This window comes from Arthrobacter sp. 05N428_2, assembly GCF_056397065.1.
Genome location: NZ_JBFTMR010000004.1, coordinates 72147 through 89375 on the forward strand (window position 1 = coordinate 72147; position 17229 = coordinate 89375).

Below are 17229 nucleotides of genomic sequence, written 5' to 3' on the forward strand. Positions count from 1 at the left end.
CGCGGAGAACTGGTTCGATTGACGTGCTGCGGCACCGTGGAAACCAGCGGGAATCAAACTCATGGAAGAGGCGTATTTCAAGTGCCAGAGCAGCCTAGCCACCGTCTACCCGAGGAATTTGGCGGAAACGAGTGGCTCGTTGACGAACTGTACGAGCGGTACCAGCAGGACAAGAACACGGTAGACGCCAAGTGGTGGCCGCTCTTCGAATCCTTCGATGCCAGTGACGGTTCTTCGACCAACGGCGCCTCGGCTACTGCCGTCGCGAACCCCTCCACCCGTGAGCTCCCGGTGGTGGCCCCCGCCGCCGCAGCGCCTGCCGCGCCTGCCGCCCCGGCGCCCGCGCCGGCAGCCCCCGCCGCAGCCGCACCCTCCCCCGCCGCCGCTCCCCAGAAGGCCCCGGCAACCGTGGCCCGCGACGGCTCGAAGAACGCCGAACCCGGCGCCGGCACCCAGCCCATCCCGGCCCAGCTGCCCAAGAACACCAAGGCTCCCACCGCCCCGGAGCAGGACGTTGTCTCCGTCCTGCGCGGCCCGGCGAAGGCCATTGCCGCCAACATGGTGACCAGCCTCGAGGTGCCCACCGCGACCAGCGTCCGGGCCATCCCCGCCAAGCTGCTGATCGACAACCGTGTGGTCATCAACTCCAACCTGGCCCGCGCCCGCGGCGGCAAGGTCTCCTTCACGCACCTGATCGGCTACGCCGTCATCCGGGCGCTGGCCCAGTTCCCCTCGATGAACGTCTACTACGACGTCGTCGACGGCAAGCCTGTCGCCGTCCAGCCGGCGCACGTGAACTTCGGCATCGCCATCGACATGCCCAAGCCCGACGGCAGCCGCCTGCTCATGGTCCCGAACATCAAGAAGGCGGAGACCCTCAACTTCTCCGAGTTCTGGCACACCTACGAGGACCTGATCAAGCGTGCCCGTGCCGGCAAGCTCACCGCCGACGACCACGCCGGCACCACGGTCTCGCTGACTAACCCCGGCGGCATCGGCACCGTGCACTCGGTCCCCCGCCTCTCCAAGGGCCAGGCGGCCATCATCGGCGTCGGCGCACTCGACTACCCGGCCGAGTTCCAGGGCGCCAGCGAGAAGATCATCGCGCAGAACGCCATCAGCAAGGTGCTCACGCTGACCTCCACCTATGACCACCGCGTCATCCAGGGTGCCGGCAGCGGCGAGTTCCTCAAGCTGGTGCACCAGCTCCTGCTCGGCGCGCAGAACTTCTACGACGAGATCTTCGAGTCGCTGCGCATCCCGTACGAGCCCGTACGCTGGAGCCTCGACCTGCAGGTGGACCCGGCGGACGAGATCAACAAGGTCGCCCGGATCCAGCAGCTCATCCACTCCTTCCGAGTCCGCGGCCACCTGATGGCGGATACGGATCCGCTCGAATACGTCCAGCGCAAGCACCCGGACCTCGACGTCCTCACTTACGGCCTCACGCTCTGGGATCTGGACCGCGAGTGGCCCACCGGCGGTTTCGGCGGTGCGCCCATGCTGAAGTTCCGCGACATCCTGGGCGTCCTGCGCGATGCGTACTGCCGCACCACCGGCATCGAATACATGCACATCCAGGACCCGGCCGAGCGCAAGTGGTTCCAAGACCAGCTTGAGCACCCCTACTCCAAGCCGAGCCGTGACGAACAGCTCCGGATCGTCTCCAAGCTCAACGCGGCGGAGGCTTTCGAGACCTTCCTGCAGACGAAGTTCGTCGGTCAGAAGCGCTTCTCGCTGGAGGGCGGCGAATCGCTGATCCCGCTGCTGGACGCCATCATCTCCGACGCCGCCGACGACGGGCTCGACGAAGTCGCCATCGGCATGGCCCACCGCGGCCGGCTCAACGTCCTCACCAACATCGCCGGCAAGACCTATGCGCAGGTCTTCCGCGAATTCGAGGGCACCCAGGACCCGCGCTCCGTCCAGGGCTCGGGCGACGTGAAGTACCACCTCGGCACCGAGGGCACCTTCACCTCGGACAGCGGCAAGGAGACCAAGGTCTACCTCGCCGCCAACCCCTCGCACCTGGAAGCCGTCGACTCCGTCCTCGAAGGCATCGTCCGGGCCAAGCAGGACCGCCTGGACCAGGGTGAGGCCTTCCCCGTGCTGCCGATCATGGTGCACGGCGATGCTGCCTTCGCCGGCCAGGGCGTCGTCGCGGAAACCCTGAACCTCTCGCAGCTGCGCGGTTACCGCACCGGCGGCACCATCCACGTTGTCGTCAACAACCAGGTCGGGTTCACCACCGCACCGTCCTCCTCGCGTTCCTCCACCTACTCCACGGACGTCGCCAAGATGATCCAGGCGCCGGTGTTCCATGTGAACGGCGATGACCCGGAGGCCGTGGTCCGCATCGGCCAGCTCGCCTACGAGTTCCGGCAGCGCTTCCACAAGGACGTCGTCATCGACATGGTCTGCTACCGCCGCCGCGGCCACAACGAGGGCGATGACCCGTCGATGACCCAGCCGCTGATGTACAACCTGATCGAAGCCAAGCGTTCGGTCCGCAAGCTCTACACGGAGTCGCTGATCGGCCGCGGGGACATCACCGAGGAAGAAGCCGAGCAGCTGCTCCGCGATTACCAGGAACGCCTCGAGCGCGTCTTCGCCGAAACCCACGCCGCGCAGACGTCGCCGATCCCGATCATCACCGCCGATTCCGCCGCGGTCTCCGATCTTGAGCGCCCCTCTGCCCAGCAGTCCGACTCGGGCGTACGCGTCCCGGAATCCACCGCGGTCTCCGCCGAGGTGCTGGCCAGGATCGGCAAGGCACACCTTGAGTTCCCCGAGGGCTTCACGGTGCACGCCAAGCTCAAGCAGCTGCTCGAGAAGCGTGAGCTGATGTCCCGCGAAGGCGGCATCGACTGGGGCTTCGGCGAGCTTGCGGCCTTCGGTTCGCTCACCATGGAGGGCGTCCCGGTCCGGCTCGCCGGCCAGGACTCGCGCCGCGGCACGTTCGTGCAGCGCCACGCCGTCTTCCATGACCGCGCCAACGGTGACGAGTGGACGCCGCTGGCCAACCTCTCGGATGACCAGGCCAAGCTGTGGATCTACGACTCGCTCCTGTCCGAATACGCGGCCATGGGCTTCGAGTACGGCTATTCGGTCGAACGCCCGGACGCCCTGGTGCTGTGGGAGGCGCAGTTCGGTGACTTCGTCAACGGCGCGCAGACCATCATCGACGAGTTCATCTCCTCCGCCGAGCAGAAATGGGGCCAGCGCTCCTCGCTGGTACTGATGCTGCCGCACGGCTACGAGGGCCAGGGCCCGGACCACTCCTCCGCACGGATCGAGCGCTTCCTGCAGATGTGCGCCGARGAGAACATGATCGTGGCCAACCCCACGACGCCGGCCTCGCACTTCCACCTGCTCCGCCGCCAGGCGTACAGCAGGCCGCGCAAGCCGCTGATCATCTTCACGCCGAAGCAGCTCCTGCGTCTGAAGGCCGCGGCATCCTCGGTGGAGGACTTCACCACGGGCACCTTCCGGCCGGTGATCCCCGAGCACGAGCAGCTCGATGCCGGCGCCGTCGAACGCGTGCTGCTGGTCTCCGGGCGGCTGTACTACGATCTGCTGTCCACCCGGCAGAAGACCGGCGACACGACGACGGCGCTCGTCCGGGTCGAGCAGCTCTACCCGCTGCCCGCCGCCGAGATCGCCGCCGAGCTGGCCAAGTACCCCAACGCCGAAGTGGTCTGGGCGCAGGACGAGCCGGCCAACCAGGGTCCGTGGCCGTTCATCGGCCTGAACCTGCCGGATGCGCTGGACCGCCGGGTGCGCCTCGTGTCCCGGCCGGCTTCGGCGGCCACCGCGGCCGGGTCGATGAAGCGCCATGCCGCCGAGCAGGATACCCTGCTCAAACAGGCATTCGCACGTAAGTAGCGCCAGGCTGCCCGGCCGGACGTCGAACATCACGACTCCGGCCGGGCAGCTTTGTTTAAGTCAGCGGCCGAGTCCGGGAGCACGGCACAGAACCGGCATTGGGAATGAAGAGGTACTCGTGGAAGATCGGAAGCTGCGGATCGCAGCCGTTGGAGATGAGCTGTTGGCCGGCCTGGGCGACCCCCGGGCGCTGGGCTGGCTGGGGCGGGTGCTGGCCCGCACGCCGCAGGACGGCCTGACCCTGGAAAGCTACTCGCTGCCTTGCCCGCAGGAAGGCACCGAGGGCCTCGCCGAACGCTGGCTCGGGGAAGCGGGGCGGCGTTTCGCGCCGCAGCACGAGAACCGACTGGTGATCGGCCTGTCCGGACGCGACATCGAATTCGGGCTCTCCACGGCGCGCAGCCGGCTCAATCTGGCCAACATCCTGGACTCGGCATCCCAGAACAGGATCGAGGTCTTCGTGGTCGGGCCCCCGCCGACGCTGGATCCAATCCAGAACCGGCGGCTGGGCGAGCTCAACACGGCCTTCGCCGATGTCACCACGCGCCGCAAGCACCTGTACGTGGACACCTTCTCGCCGCTGCTGAACCACGAACAGTGGCGCCAGGACCTCGCGGCCAACGGCGGCACGCCCGGCCAAGCCGGCTACGGCCTGATGGCATGGCTGGTGCTGCACCGCGGCTGGTTCCAGTGGCTCGGGATGGACGCCCCGGCATAAGCACCGCCGGGACAGGTTCGCGATATATCTTGACTGTTTCATGGGCGCGATATATCGTGTTTCCATAGTCGCGATATATCGCAGGCAGGCCGCCGGCGGGATCGCATCGTCCGCATCCGGAGGAACCATGGAACAGAACGCGTGGACCGTCACCGGTCCCCAGACCATCGACGTCGACGGCGTCCGCTCGCTGAAGCTCGGCATTGTCCGCGGCCGCTTCGACATTGTCACCCATGACGAGGACGTGGCCCGTATCGAGGTCTCCGAGATCGAAGGAGACCCGCTGGCGGTCAGCTTCACCGACGGCCGGCTTGAGGTGCGGCACCAGTTGCACGGCCCGCAGGGCTGGTTCAAGAACCTCATGGGCACGGTCAGCAACAACTCGGCCAACTCCGTGGTCATCAGCATCGGGCTGCCGGCCGGCGTCGACGTCGAGACCGGCAGCGTCAGCGGTGACGGCATGGTCTCCGGCGTCACCGGCCACACCCGGTTGAACACCGTCTCCGGTTCGGTGCTGGCGGACGGCACCGCCGGCGAACTCGCGGTGAGTACCGTCAGCGGCGAGGTAATCGCCCGCAACCACCACGGCGTGCTGACGGCCAAAAGTGTCTCCGGGGAGGTCACGGCGTCCGGCGACTTCAGCAACGTCCGGGCCAACACCGTCAGCGGCGACTTGAGTTTTGACCTGTACGGCTTCACCCGGGATTTCGGCGCCAACTCGGTCTCCGGCGACGTCACCATCCGGGTGCCGCACGACGTCGGCGTGGACATCATCGCGAAGTCGGCCAGCGGCGCGGTGGTGATCGACGACCAGAAGTACGCCCAGCCCGGCGGGACTGTACAGACCATCGCCGGACCCGACGCCAAGCTGATGCTGGTGCGCACCAACTCGGTCTCCGGAAAAACCTCGATCTTCCACGGCGGGCCGGCCGCAGACACCGAAGCGGGGCAGTGATGTCGCCGGTCTTTGCCCACGGCGCCTTGCGGCTGTACCTGCTGGCCCTGCTGGAGACCGGCCCCAAACACGGGTACGAGCTGATCAAGGCCCTTAGCGAGCGCTTCGGCGGCACCTACTCCCCCAGCGCCGGCACCATCTACCCGCGGCTGGCCAAGCTGGAGGAAGAGGGCCTCGTGGCAACCCGCACGGAGGGCCGGCGGACCAACTACAGCATTACAGCTGCGGGCCTGGTGGAGCTCAACGGTCGGCGGGAGGAACTGGCTGGCGTCGAGGACGACATTTCCGCCTCGGTCCGCCGGCTCGCCGACAAGCTGCGGCAGGACATCCGGGTGAACATGCAAGGGTTGCGCGCGGACCTGGCCGCGACGGCCGAGGCCGCCCGGACCACCGCCAAGAACGCCGCCACCCCGGCTGGATCCCATTACTCCAAGGACAGCGACCGCAGGCTGCGGGAGGCGGAGATGCTGGTGCAGTCCTTTCGGGACGACATCCGCGTCGAGCTCCGCCGGCATGCGGGCGCCGGCCCCGTCACCCCGGTCACGCTTGAGACCGTCAAGACGGTGCTGGACCAGGCCCGGATCTCCATCCGGAACTCATTGCTCGGATGAGACGGTCCGCCGGCTGCCCCGGTTCGCGGCGGGTCCGCTGATGTGGGAGACTTGAGGGCAGCTCTTTTGAGTACCAAGATTAAGGAGGCCAGCTATGAGCAAACGTGCACGTAAACGTCGTGACCGTAAGCGTGGCGGCGCGAACCACGGTAAGCGCCCCAACACCTAAGCCACGGCTTGGATTGACAGCTTTAAGCGAAAGACCCCGGAATCCTCACGGATTCCGGGGTCTTTCGCCGTTTCGTGGCCGGGCGAAGGCGCTCAGGCCCCGGCGTCGGCCTCAACCGGGCGGATCGAGTGGATCCGGTCCAGGATCGAATTCTTAAGGTTCTCCGGCGCAGCCTCGGTGCAGGAGCGCTTGACCATGACGCGGATGACGCATTCGAGGTCGTACTGCTCGTGGCACTCCGGGCATTCGTCCAGGTGATCCTGGATCTCGGCGATGTCGTCGTGCGTGAGGGCGCCGTCGAGGTACTCGTAGATGCGCTGCATCCGGGTGTCGTCGCAGTCGCCCAGTCCCTGGCAGTCGCTCATTTCCTGTTCTCCTGATTCTTGCGTTCGGCCGCCGCGGCGGGGTCGCCCGCGGCCTTGAATCCCCGCTCTGCGGCATAGTCGGCCAGCATGTCCCGCAGCATTCTCCGGCCGCGGTGCAGCCGGGACATGACGGTGCCGATCGGGGTGTTCATAATGTCTGAAATTTCCTTGTAGGCGAAGCCCTCGACGTCGGCGAAGTAGACCGCCAACCGAAACTCCTCCGGGATCGACTGCAGCGCCCGCTTGACGTCCGAATCCGGCAGGTGGTCCAGCGCTTCGGCCTCAGCCGAGCGCAGCCCCGCGGAGGTGTGCGACCCTGCCCGGGCCAGCTGCCAGTCCTCGATGGTGTCCGAGTTGGACTGCAGCGGTTCACGCTGGCGCTTGCGGTAGAGGTTGATGTACGTGTTGGTGAGGATCCGGTACAGCCAGGCCTTGAGGTTCGTTCCCGGCTTGTACTGGTGGAACGCGGAGAACGCCTTGGTGTACGCCTCCTGCACCAGGTCCTCGGCGTCCGCGGGGTTCCGGGACATCCGCATGGCCGCGGAGTACAGCTGGTCAACGTACTGCATCGCATCCCGCTCAAAGCGGATGCGGCGCTCGTCCGTGGTCTCGGCGTCGGTGTCCAACGGCTTTCCGGTGCCGTCGGCCGCCACGGTCTCAGCGGCCGTTCGTTCCGCGACGATATCGCCGACGGCTGTATCGTCCACGGCTGTATCGTCCACGGTGGTGGACGCAGCAGCCCGCATTTCAGCAGCTGTCGTGGCGCGCTGGCCGTCGTCGTTGCCGGCGACATGGTGCATGGCCGCAGTGGCCGGATCCTTGGTGCTCATTGCGGTCAAGTCTACTGTCACCCGCGGACGCGCGCTCAAAGCTCCCGTCAGGGCCAAAGCCCACGGGTCGGCGGGAACAGCTTTCAGCTGCCCGATTTCACTCAGCAGAACCAAATCTCCGCCTTCCTTCATGCTCCAACTATGCGGGCTCTGCGCCACGTTTCGGCACTACCTGAACAACCCCGCACAATGGGCAAATATTCCGCAAAAGTGCAAGACTAGAACCGGTTCTCCCGCACAGCGTCCGCGGTTCACTCATCCAGGAGGAAACTCATGTCAGTTGTCCGCTTTCTCGCCCGCCCCATGCTCGCCTCCAGTTTCGTGCTCGCAGGCTTGGACAAGCTCCGGAATGCGGATGACACTGCCACCCAGTTGTCTCCCCTGCTGCGCCGTGCCGCTGATGCCCTGCCGTTCCAGACCGACGAGAAGGTCCTGGCCCGTGTGATCGGCGGGACGCAGGTTGGCGCAGGCGTCTGCTTCGCCCTCGGCAAGTCCGCCCGCCTCGCCGCCACAGTCCTGGCACTGATCTCCGCACTCAACGGCTTCGTCGAATGGCGCAGCGCGGATATCTCCTCCAAGGAGGGCCGCGACGCCCGGCGCAAGCGGCTCCTGAAGAACGTTTCCCTGACCGGAGGCGTGCTGCTGGCTTCGGTCGACACTGCCGGCAAGCCGGGGCTGGCCTGGCGTGCCGAGCACCTCGCTGCCGATGCCCGGAAGACCACCGCGCACCTGGCCTCCGACGCCCGGAAGACCACCGGCAAGAAACTGAAGAAAGCCGACAAGGCCGTCCGCAAGGCCGTCGACCACGCAGTCGGAGCCTAAGACGGCAATGACTGGCACCACCCCCGCCGCCACGGCCTCGTCCCTCCCGGCCGACGGCGGCCCGCTCTGGCGTGCGCCGTTCGCGGATCGTCCTGTCGACGCCACCGTCACCGTCCCGGGCTCCAAGTCGCTGACCAACCGGTACCTGATCCTGGCAGCCCTCGCGGACGGCCCGTCGCGGTTGCGGGCACCACTGCACTCCCGGGACTCGGCCTTGATGATCGGGGCCCTGCGGCAGCTGGGGGCGACCATTACCGAGGTGCCCGGCGACGGCGCCTACGGCCCGGACCTGGAAATCACCCCCGTTGACCTGGACGCCCCCACCACTGACACGGCCGTCGATTGCGGGCTGGCCGGCACGGTCATGCGCTTCGTGCCGCCGGTGGCAGCGCTGCACCGCGGCAGGACCCTGTTCGACGGCGACCCGCACGCCCGCAAACGCCCGATGGGCGCCATCATTGAGGCCCTGGCCGGCCTCGGCGTGGCGGTCGGCGCGCCCGACGGTGGCCCGGCGTCGTCCCTGCCGTTCACGGTCGAGGGCACGGGCGCGGTCCGCGGCGGTCACCTCGTAATCGATGCCAGCGCCTCATCCCAGTTTGTCTCGGCCCTGTTGCTGGCCGGTGCCCGCTTCACCGAGGGGCTCCATCTCGAACATGTCGGAAAGCCTGTACCGAGCCTGGACCACATTGCCATGACCGTGGCCGTGCTGCGCGAGGTGGGCGTCAGCATCGACGACTCCGTCGCCAACCACTGGATTGTTTCCCCGGCCCCGATCCCCGGCTTCGACCGGCGGATCGAGCAGGATCTGTCCAACGCCGGCCCCTTCCTGGCCGCGGCCCTCGCCACCGGCGGAACCGTCCGCATTCCCAACTGGCCGGCGCAGACCACCCAGGTCGGCGACCTCTGGCGCAGTATCCTCGCGACCATGGGCGCCAGCGTCAGCTTCGCGGACGGGACCCTGACCGTCACCGGCGGCCCGGAGATCAAGGGCGCCACCTTCGCCGAGACCAGCGAACTCGCGCCCACCGTCGCCGCCCTGTGTGCCCTCGCCACGACTCCCTCGACGCTCACCGGCATCGCCCACCTGCGCGGCCACGAAACTGACCGGCTCGCGGCCCTCGCGGCCGAGATCAACCGCCTGGGCGGGGATGTCGAAGAAACCGCCGACGGACTCCGCATCCGGCCCGCCGCCCTGCACGGCGGCGTCGTGCACAGCTACGCGGACCACCGCATGGCCACGGCCGGCGCCATCCTCGGGCTCGCCGTGCCCGGCGTGGAGGTCGAGGACATCGCCACGACCGCCAAAACCATGCCCGACTTCCCACAACTGTGGGCAGCCATGCTCGGCCAGGGAACCACCGCACAGAAGGACGCCGCAGTTGGCCCGCAGCACTGACTCCTGGGACGAGTCCGACGTCCGCATCAGGCCCAACAAGAAGGGCTCCCGGCCCCGCACCAAGGATCGGCCCAGCCATGACGACGCCGTCACCGGGCGGATCATCACCGTGGACCGCGGCCGCTACACCGCCGTCGTGGGCGAAGGCACCGAAGATGAACGCACGGTCATCGCCGCCCGCGCCCGGGAATTGCGCCGCAATCCGGTGGTCGCCGGGGATTTCGTCTCGCTCGTCGGCGACGTGAGCGGCGAGACCGACTCGCTGGCGCGGCTGGTCAAGATCCAGGACCGCAGGACCCTGCTGCGCCGCAGCGCCGACGACACGGACCCGATCGAACGTGCCGTCGTCGCGAACGCCGACCAGCTCGTCGTCGTCGTGGCCGCGGCGAACCCGGAACCGCGCACCGGCTTCATCGACCGCGCCCTGGTGGCCGCCTACGACGCCGGGATCGAGCCGCTGCTGCTTGTCACCAAGGCGGACGTCAAAGACCCCGCCGAACTCCTCGCCAACTACGAGCACCTCGACTTTCCGGTGATCATATCCAGGACTGCGGATTCGGCCGCGTCCGGCATCGACGCCCGCTCCGACGACGGCCTGTCTGCCCGGCTGGACAAGGCCGCGGTCTCGCAGCTGCGGGCCTGCCTGGACGGCAAGGTCACTGTCATGCTGGGCCACTCCGGCGTCGGCAAGTCCACCATGGTGAACGCGCTGACCGGGGCCGAACGGGCCACCGGCGGCGTCAACGCGGTCACCGGCCGTGGCCGCCACACGTCCTCCTCCGCGCTGGCGCTGAAGGTCAACGACGCACCCGCAGGCAGCTGGATCATCGATACCCCGGGCATCCGTTCCTTCGGGCTGGCCCACGTGGACCCGGACCGGATTCTGCGCTCCTTCCCGGATCTGGCGCCCGGCACCGAGGACTGCGAGCGGGGCTGCAAGCACGACGCGGCGGCGGTCAACTGTGGGGTGGACGCGTGGGTGCTGTCCGGCCACGCCGGGCCGTCCGGTCCGGCCCGGCTCGCGTCGCTGCGCCGGCTGCTCGGCACCGATCCGCGGATGGAAGCCCAGGAATCCAAGGAACTCGGAAGCGTCTCCTAACAACACATCGCCACAGCTTCTCCGCGGCGGGCGGCGACGTGGCCTCCCCGTCCGCGGCCGGTTTTGACGGTAGTTTGGAACCATGAGTCAACCCGCTTCGAGCTACAACGATGACCTGCGCCTTGCCCATGTACTGGCAGATTCCGTGGATTCCCAGACCATGAGCCGCTTCAAGGCGCTCGACCTTCGGATCGAGACGAAGCCGGACCTCACCCCGGTGACAGACGCCGACAAGTCCGCCGAGGAGGCCATCCGCGGCCAGCTGTCCCGGTCCCGCCCGCGTGACGCCGTCCTCGGCGAGGAGTTCGGCAGCTCCGGCCACGGCTCGCGCCGCTGGATCATCGACCCGATCGACGGCACCAAGAACTTCGTCCGCGGCGTCCCCGTCTGGGCCACCCTGATCGCCCTCGTTGATGAGGGCGAACCCGTGGTCGGCGTCGTCAGCGCACCGGCGCTGGGCAAGCGCTGGTGGGCTGCCAAGGGCGCCGGCGCGTACATGGGCCGCTCGCTGGCGGCCGCCACCCGGCTGAAGGTCTCCAACGTGTCCCGGCTCGCGGACGCGTCGCTGTCCTACTCGAGCCTGGGCGGCTGGAAGCAGCGCGGGAACCTTGACGAGTTCCTCGGCCTGACCGAGGAAGTCTGGCGCACCCGCGCCTACGGCGATTTCTGGTCCTACTGCCTCGTAGCCGAAGGCGCTGTCGACATCGCCTGCGAGCCCGAACTCAACCTCTACGACATGGCGGCCCTGGTTCCAATCGTGACGGAGGCCGGCGGCCGCTTCACCTCGCTTGAGGGCGAGGATGGCCCCTTTGGCGGCAACGCGCTGGCCACCAACTCGATCCTGCACTCGGAGGTCCTCAAGCGCCTGAACCCGGGACTCGACGACCTGCTTTGAGGGACCGTGCCGCGGGCGGGACCGGCGGCCGGATGGCGTAACACACTGCAACACACTGCGGCCATCCTTTTCCGTGCGGCGGCCATGTCCTAGGCTCGACACAGGTCACGAGTGCCAGCGCTAAACCCCGGTTTGCTGGCCGGCAACCCTCCATTCGCGGCGGGGTGCCCCGGGTGACGACCTGGCCGGTCCGGAGCGGACACGGCAAGCGCGGATCCCCTGTCAGCGGGGTCCTTTTCGAGCGAGGTCCCATGACGACTGCCACCATCCCCACCCACCCCGCCGGCCCGGAACTTTCGGAGACACGCTTCGACGCCGGCCGCCGGCCGCTGTCTGCGGTCTCCGGTGCCGAAATCCTGGCCCCGCTGATCCGGGGCGGCGAGGTCCGCTACGCGAACCTGGACTACGGCGCCTCGGCCCCGGCACTCTCCGTGGTTTCCGCCTACCTGAACGAAATCCTGCCGTACTACGCCAGCGTCCACCGGGGCGCGGGGTACGCGTCCCAGCTGAGCACCTCGGTGTACGAAAATGCCCGCAACATCGTCCGCGGCTTTGTCGGCGGCCGTCCGGACGATTCGGTGATCTTCACCCGGAACACGACCGACTCGCTGAACCTGCTGGCCGGCTGCCTGCCTGTCGCCGGCGGCCGGCACACGGGCGAGGTGCTTTACCTGGACATCGAGCACCACGCCAACCTGCTGCCCTGGCAGGGCGTCCCGCACCGCAGCGTCGTGGCGGCCCCCACGCTGGCCCTCACCCTGGCGCGGCTCCGGACGGAACTCGCCCGGGGCGGGGTAAACCTGCTGGCCGTCACCGGCGCCTCCAACGTCACCGGCGAAATCCTGCCGATCCGTGAGCTGGCTGCCCTCGCGCACGAATTCGGCGCCCGGATCGCGGTCGACGCCGCCCAGCTGGCCCCGCACCGCCGCATCAACATCGCCGCGGACGACGTCGACTACCTTGCCTTCTCCGGCCACAAGCTCTACGCCCCGTTCGGCGCCGGTGTACTGGTGGGCCGGCCGGACTGGCTCGACGCCGGAACGCCGCACCTGGCCGGCGGCGGTGCGGTGCGGGACGCCCGGTTGGACAGCGTGAGCTGGACCACCGGGCCGGCCCGCCACGAGGCCGGGTCCCCGAACGTCCTCGGCGCCGCCGCGCTGGCCCGTGCCGGCCAGGTGATCGAGGCACTCGACGAGCAGCAGTGGCACGCCCATGAAGATGCCATCCGCACCTTCCTGGTCGAGGGGCTGGGACAGATCGACGGCGTGAGCGTGCACCACATCTTCGAGGACACCGCCCTGTCGGCGGGCCCGGGGACGATCGGCGTCGTGAACTTCTCGGTCGCCGGTTACGACGCCGGCCTGGTCGCCGCGTATCTGTCCGCGGAACACGGAATCGGCCTGCGCGACGGCCGGTTCTGCGCGCACCCGCTGCTGAAGCGGCTCGGGCTGCCCGCGGGGTCGCTGCGCGCCAGCCTTGGCCTGGGGTCCCGGCTCGATGACGCCCGGCGGCTGCTCGACGGGCTGCAGGAGCTGCGGCGGAACGGCCTCGGCTGGGACTATGTCGTCGACGCCGGCCGCTGGGTGCCGGCCAACGACACCCGCAGCTACCCGCAGTGGGCACCCAACACGCCGGGCACGGCCGGCGCCGCCCCCTGCACCCTCGACTAGCACACCAGGCCGGCACCGGGAGCTGGGGCACCGCCGCCTGCTGCGTGCGGTAAATTCGGTAGGTATCCAGCTTCAGCTGCCGAAGGAGAGCGCACGTGGCACGCGGCGGCCCCAAATTGCACCATGACCGGCGGCGCGAGCTCGGCCGGAGCTTCCAGGACGGCGGCGAGCATTACGACCGGGTCCGGCCCGGCTACCCGGAGGACTCGGCCGACTGGCTGGTCCCGGCCGCGGCCCGCGACGCCGTCGATCTGGGGGCCGGCACCGGAAAGTTCACGGCGCTGTTGGTTGAACGGGGGCTGCGCACGGTCGCCGTCGATCCGTCCCTGGACATGCTCGAGCAGCTGCGCCGGGCCCTGCCGGGCGTCACCGCCGTCGAAGGCACCGCCGAACACACTGGCCTGGCCGCGCAGTCGTACGACCTAGTTACCGTGGCGCAGGCCTGGCACTGGTGCGATCCGCTCCTGGCCAGCACCGAAGTGGCGCGGATCCTGCGCCCGCACGGGGTTCTGGGCCTGATCTGGAACCAGCTCGACACCTCAGTCCCCTGGGTCCACCGGCTGTCCCGGATCATGCACGCCGGCGACGTCCACAAACCGCACTTCAAACCCCCGCTCGGCCCCGAATTCACCGGACTGGAGAGCCACCTGACCCGTTGGGAGGAGCCCGTGAGCACGCAGGACATCCTGGAACTGGCCAAGTCCCGCAGCTACTACCTGCGCGCCGGCGAGGACACCCGCGCCAAGGTGCTCGGCAACCTCGACTGGTACCTCCACGTGCACCTAGGGCATGGGGTCGGCGAGATTCTGCCGCTGCCCTACCTGACGCAGACCTGGCGCGCCGCCAAGGCCTGAGTACGCACCGCATTGCGGAGATCATTCAGCCGCGGCTATTATTTCGGTGAGCCTAACTTTCAGGTGTAGGCAGCAGGAACTTCCATCGGAGCCCGCAGTGCTGGACGTCGCCGGACACGAACCCCCGCCCGCAGGGCAGCCGCCTGCCCGCAAGGTCCGGGGCCGACGCCGCGCGCTCGTGGGCCTGCTTGGCCCGGCGTTCGTGGCTGCCATCGCGTACGTGGATCCCGGCAACGTGGCCGCCAACCTCACCGCCGGGGCAAAGTACGGATACCTGCTGGTCTGGGTCCTGGTCGTCGCCAATGTCATGGCCGTACTGGTCCAGTACCAGTCCGCCAAGCTCGGCATCGTCACCGGCAAGAGCCTTCCGGAGATCCTTGGCGAGCGGCTCAGGCCGGCCTGGCGCCGCGCCTTTTGGGTCCAGGCCGAAATCGTGGCAGCCGCCACCGACCTCGCCGAGGTGGTGGGCGGCGCGGTGGCCCTGTATCTGCTCTTCGGACTGCCGCTCCCCCTCGGAGCGATCATTGTCGGCGGCATGTCGATGGCCTTGCTCGCTGTGCAGGGCCGCAACCAGCAGCGACCCTTTGAGTTCGTCATCATGTTCCTGCTGGGCATCATCACGGTCGGGTTCCTGGCCGGGCTCGTCATCAGGCCGCCCGACCCGGGAGGCGTGCTGTCCGGCCTCGTGCCCGGCTTCCAGGGACCCGATACGGTGCTGTTGGCCGCGAGCATGCTGGGCGCCACCGTGATGCCGCACGCCATCTACGTTCACTCGGCGCTTTCCCGGGACCGGCACCGCCCGAACCCGCACCTGCACGTCCCGCCCCACGCCGTGGCCCGGCTGGTCAAGGCCACCCGCTGGGACGTCATCGTGGCGCTGGCCGTCGCGGGCATCGTCAACATCGGCATGCTGCTGCTGGCCGCGTCGACCCTGGCCGGGGAAGCAGGCACCGCCACCATCGAGGGCGCGCACGCCGCCATCACCGCCAGCCTCGGCCCGGTGGTCGGCGTGGTCTTCGCCGTCGGCCTGCTCGCCTCCGGTCTGGCGTCCACCTCGGTGGGCTGCTACGCCGGCGGCACCATCATGGAGGGCCTGCTCAAGATCAGGATTCCGTTGCTGATGCGCCGGCTGCTCACCCTGATTCCAGCAGTCGTCCTGCTCGGCGTGGGCTTCGACCCCACGATGGGACTGGTCCTCAGCCAGGTGGTCCTTAGCTTCGGGATCCCGTTCGTCCTGGTCCCGCTCGTGGTGCTGACCAGCAGCAAGCCCCTGATGGGACGGTTCGCGGACGGCCTGGCGCTGCGCACCGCCGCAATCGTCAGTGTGATCCTCGTGGTCGTACTGAACGTGGTCCTGCTGTGGCTCACGTTCTCCGGCGCAGCCGGACGGTAGGCTTGGGGCTGTGAAGACCAGTCCGCCCTCCTCCTCGATCGAGGACTACGTCAAGGTCATCTACTCCTTCACGGAGTGGCAGGACAAGCCCATCACCTCCACGCAGCTGGCCCAGCGTCTGGGCGTGGCCAATTCATCCGTCTCCGAAATGGTCCGCAAGCTCAAGGACCAGGGCCTGGTGGACCACAAGCCGTACAGCTCCGTCACCTTGACCGACGACGGCGTCCGGCTGGCGCTCTCGATGGTCCGCCGGCACAGGCTGATCGAGACCTTCCTCGTTCAGGAACTCGGTTACCGCTGGGACGAGGTCCATGACGAGGCCGAACTCCTTGAACACGCCGTCTCTGAGACCTTCATCGAGCGGATGGCGGCGAAGCTGGGGAACCCGGTCCGGGACCCGCACGGCGATCCGATTCCCGCCGCGGACGGCTCGGTGCTGATGCCGCCGGCCTACCGGATGAGTGAACTCGACGACGGCCACACCGGCCGGATCACCCGGATCAGCGACGAAAATCCGGAGTTGCTGCGCTACCTCGCCGCCGAACGGATCGACCTGGACGCCGAAGTCGAGGTGAGGGGCCGCAAACCGTTCGGCGGCCCGCTGATCGTCCGCGTCGGCAACCGCCGGGAACTGCGCGACGTTGACCTCGCCGACGAGGTTGCCGCCGCGCTCTGGGTGCACAGCGACGTCCCCCACCCCGGCTGCCGTGTCACGGGGCACTGAATGAGAACACCGCCTGGGCTAAGCCCCGCCGCGGTGTCCGGCGTTCCGGGCTGGCGGGCGTGGGCGGCAGTGGCCGTGGGCGGCCTGGTCGGCACGGAGCTGCGGTACGGCGCGGGTCTGGCCTTCCCTGAATCGGCAGGGACCGTGCCGTGGACCACGCTGGCGATCAACGTGGCCGGCAGCTTCGTGCTGGCCGCCCTGACCACCTTCTGGATCGCCCGGCCGGGGACTGCTTTCTGGCTCCGGGCCGGCCTCGGGCCCGGGCTGCTCGGCTCCTTCACCACGTTTTCGGCGCTGGCCCTCTCGCTGGACCAGCAGATCCGGGACGGCTTCCACGCCGTCTGGCTCGCCTATCTGGCGCTGTCGCTGGTAATGGGACTCGGCGCGGCGGCAGCCGGCTGGAAGTCAGGCAAGACCCTGGCCGGCGCACTGGCCGGCGTTCGAGGCGGCGCGCGGTGATCACGGCGCTGCTGGTAGGGATTTTCGGGGTGGCCGGCGCATTGCTGCGGTTTGCGGTGGATTCCTGGTTCGCACACCGGCACGGTCCGCATCCGCACTGGCCCTGGGCCACCCTGACCGTCAATGTCACGGGCTCTTTCATCATCGGCTTGTCCCTTGGGATCACACCGCACCTCGGCGCCGGGCCGGAATGGCAAGCCGCCGTCGCGAGCGGCCTGGCCGGTGGCCTGACCACCTTCAGCTCCTGGACCACGGCCACCGTGAGGCTCATCGGCGAAGCGAGATATCGTGCCGCGGCGCTCAACCTGGGCGTCAACCTGGCGGCGGGCCTCGCCGCCGCTGCCTTCGGCGTCGTCCTGGTCGGGTAAGCCGGCCGATCCGGCG

17 protein-coding genes and 1 riboswitch are annotated in these 17229 nt (G+C 68.5%); of the genes, 15 read left to right on the forward strand and 2 right to left on the reverse strand.

The window, feature by feature from the left end:
• Positions 1 to 81: 81 nt before the first annotated feature.
• The 5 genes from AC1DGI_RS05150 to AC1DGI_RS05170 all read left to right on the forward strand — a co-directional run bounded on the left by AC1DGI_RS05150 (position 82) and on the right by AC1DGI_RS05170 (position 6338).
• Complete coding sequence (locus AC1DGI_RS05150) at positions 82 to 3885, forward strand: multifunctional oxoglutarate decarboxylase/oxoglutarate dehydrogenase thiamine pyrophosphate-binding subunit/dihydrolipoyllysine-residue succinyltransferase subunit (RefSeq protein WP_476898000.1); 3804 nt, start codon at positions 82 to 84, stop codon at positions 3883 to 3885.
• 118 nt (positions 3886 to 4003) lie between these two features.
• On the forward strand, positions 4004 to 4603 hold the full coding sequence (locus tag AC1DGI_RS05155) for a GDSL-type esterase/lipase family protein (RefSeq protein ID WP_441402671.1): 600 nt from the start codon (positions 4004 to 4006) through the stop codon (positions 4601 to 4603).
• A gap of 127 nt (positions 4604 to 4730) precedes the next feature.
• Positions 4731 to 5558, forward strand: coding sequence for a DUF4097 family beta strand repeat-containing protein (locus tag AC1DGI_RS05160; protein ID WP_476898001.1), 828 nt, complete (start codon positions 4731 to 4733; stop codon positions 5556 to 5558).
• Positions 5558 to 6169, forward strand: a complete 612-nt coding sequence (locus AC1DGI_RS05165; protein ID WP_476898002.1) for a PadR family transcriptional regulator — start codon at positions 5558 to 5560, stop codon at positions 6167 to 6169. Before AC1DGI_RS05160 ends, AC1DGI_RS05165 begins: the two co-directional genes overlap by 1 nt.
• Positions 6170 to 6263: 94 nt before the next feature.
• The gene (locus tag AC1DGI_RS05170; protein WP_369299106.1) at positions 6264 to 6338 is read left to right on the forward strand and encodes a 50S ribosomal protein bL37; all 75 of its coding nucleotides are present in this window, start codon (positions 6264 to 6266) and stop codon (positions 6336 to 6338) included.
• A 92-nt stretch (positions 6339 to 6430) separates the two neighbouring features.
• On the opposite strand, the gene rsrA is transcribed toward AC1DGI_RS05170, so the two are convergent.
• Both rsrA and AC1DGI_RS05180 read right to left on the reverse strand, forming a co-directional pair.
• Entirely contained in the window at positions 6431 to 6703 is a 273-nt protein-coding gene (rsrA, locus tag AC1DGI_RS05175; protein WP_476898003.1) for a mycothiol system anti-sigma-R factor, read from the reverse strand.
• The gene (locus AC1DGI_RS05180; protein ID WP_476898004.1) at positions 6700 to 7533 is read right to left on the reverse strand and encodes a sigma-70 family RNA polymerase sigma factor; all 834 of its coding nucleotides are present in this window, start codon (positions 7531 to 7533) and stop codon (positions 6700 to 6702) included. The genes rsrA and AC1DGI_RS05180 overlap by 4 nt, the downstream gene beginning before the upstream one ends.
• A 273-nt stretch (positions 7534 to 7806) precedes the next feature.
• On the opposite strand from AC1DGI_RS05180, the gene AC1DGI_RS05185 reads away from it, so the two are divergent.
• The 10 genes from AC1DGI_RS05185 to AC1DGI_RS05230 all read left to right on the forward strand — a co-directional run bounded on the left by AC1DGI_RS05185 (position 7807) and on the right by AC1DGI_RS05230 (position 17213).
• Positions 7807 to 8355 (forward strand): DoxX family protein, encoded by a 549-nt coding sequence (locus tag AC1DGI_RS05185; RefSeq protein WP_441403398.1) that lies wholly within the window; start codon positions 7807 to 7809, stop codon positions 8353 to 8355.
• A gap of 7 nt (positions 8356 to 8362) precedes the next feature.
• On the forward strand, positions 8363 to 9751 hold the full coding sequence (gene aroA, locus AC1DGI_RS05190; RefSeq protein WP_476898005.1) for a 3-phosphoshikimate 1-carboxyvinyltransferase: 1389 nt from the start codon (positions 8363 to 8365) through the stop codon (positions 9749 to 9751).
• The gene (gene rsgA, locus AC1DGI_RS05195) at positions 9735 to 10850 is read left to right on the forward strand and encodes a ribosome small subunit-dependent GTPase A (protein ID WP_476898006.1); all 1116 of its coding nucleotides are present in this window, start codon (positions 9735 to 9737) and stop codon (positions 10848 to 10850) included. The genes aroA and rsgA overlap by 17 nt, the downstream gene beginning before the upstream one ends.
• An 82-nt stretch (positions 10851 to 10932) precedes the next feature.
• Positions 10933 to 11745, forward strand: coding sequence for a histidinol-phosphatase (gene hisN / locus AC1DGI_RS05200; RefSeq protein ID WP_441400497.1), 813 nt, complete (start codon positions 10933 to 10935; stop codon positions 11743 to 11745).
• 103 nt (positions 11746 to 11848) lie between these two features.
• A riboswitch (SAM riboswitch) is annotated at positions 11849 to 11962 on the forward strand.
• A 34-nt stretch (positions 11963 to 11996) separates the two neighbouring features.
• Complete coding sequence (locus AC1DGI_RS05205; RefSeq protein ID WP_476898007.1) at positions 11997 to 13415, forward strand: aminotransferase class V-fold PLP-dependent enzyme; 1419 nt, start codon at positions 11997 to 11999, stop codon at positions 13413 to 13415.
• Positions 13416 to 13510: 95 nt separating this feature from the next.
• Positions 13511 to 14269: a class I SAM-dependent methyltransferase gene (locus AC1DGI_RS05210; protein WP_441400503.1), complete on the forward strand. Its 759-nt coding sequence runs from the start codon at positions 13511 to 13513 to the stop codon at positions 14267 to 14269.
• A 97-nt stretch (positions 14270 to 14366) separates the two neighbouring features.
• Positions 14367 to 15662 (forward strand): Nramp family divalent metal transporter, encoded by a 1296-nt coding sequence (locus tag AC1DGI_RS05215; protein ID WP_476898008.1) that lies wholly within the window; start codon positions 14367 to 14369, stop codon positions 15660 to 15662.
• Positions 15663 to 15672: 10 nt separating this feature from the next.
• The gene (locus AC1DGI_RS05220) at positions 15673 to 16386 is read left to right on the forward strand and encodes a metal-dependent transcriptional regulator (protein ID WP_441400491.1); all 714 of its coding nucleotides are present in this window, start codon (positions 15673 to 15675) and stop codon (positions 16384 to 16386) included.
• Entirely contained in the window at positions 16387 to 16845 is a 459-nt protein-coding gene (locus AC1DGI_RS05225) for a fluoride efflux transporter FluC (protein WP_441400489.1), read from the forward strand. It begins immediately after the preceding gene.
• Complete coding sequence (locus AC1DGI_RS05230; protein WP_441400487.1) at positions 16842 to 17213, forward strand: fluoride efflux transporter FluC; 372 nt, start codon at positions 16842 to 16844, stop codon at positions 17211 to 17213. Before AC1DGI_RS05225 ends, AC1DGI_RS05230 begins: the two co-directional genes overlap by 4 nt.
• Positions 17214 to 17229: the final 16 nt, after the last annotated feature.

Bases quoted from the DNA above. Each gene is read 5' to 3' on its own strand.
- AC1DGI_RS05225 (WP_441400489.1), top strand. From the start codon at position 16,387: ATGAGAACACCGCCTGGGCTAAGCCCCGCCGCGGTGTCCGGCGTTCCG.
- hisN (WP_441400497.1), top strand. From the start codon at position 10,933: ATGAGTCAACCCGCTTCGAGCTACAACGATGACCTGCGCCTTGCCCAT.
- aroA (WP_476898005.1), top strand. From the start codon at position 8,363: ATGACTGGCACCACCCCCGCCGCCACGGCCTCGTCCCTCCCGGCCGAC.
- AC1DGI_RS05165 (WP_476898002.1), top strand. From the start codon at position 5,558: ATGTCGCCGGTCTTTGCCCACGGCGCCTTGCGGCTGTACCTGCTGGCC.
- AC1DGI_RS05160 (WP_476898001.1), top strand. From the start codon at position 4,731: ATGGAACAGAACGCGTGGACCGTCACCGGTCCCCAGACCATCGACGTC.
- AC1DGI_RS05205 (WP_476898007.1), top strand. From the start codon at position 11,997: ATGACGACTGCCACCATCCCCACCCACCCCGCCGGCCCGGAACTTTCG.
- rsrA (WP_476898003.1), bottom strand. From the start codon at position 6,703: ATGAGCGACTGCCAGGGACTGGGCGACTGCGACGACACCCGGATGCAG.
- AC1DGI_RS05185 (WP_441403398.1), top strand. From the start codon at position 7,807: ATGTCAGTTGTCCGCTTTCTCGCCCGCCCCATGCTCGCCTCCAGTTTC.
- AC1DGI_RS05180 (WP_476898004.1), bottom strand. From the start codon at position 7,533: ATGAGCACCAAGGATCCGGCCACTGCGGCCATGCACCATGTCGCCGGC.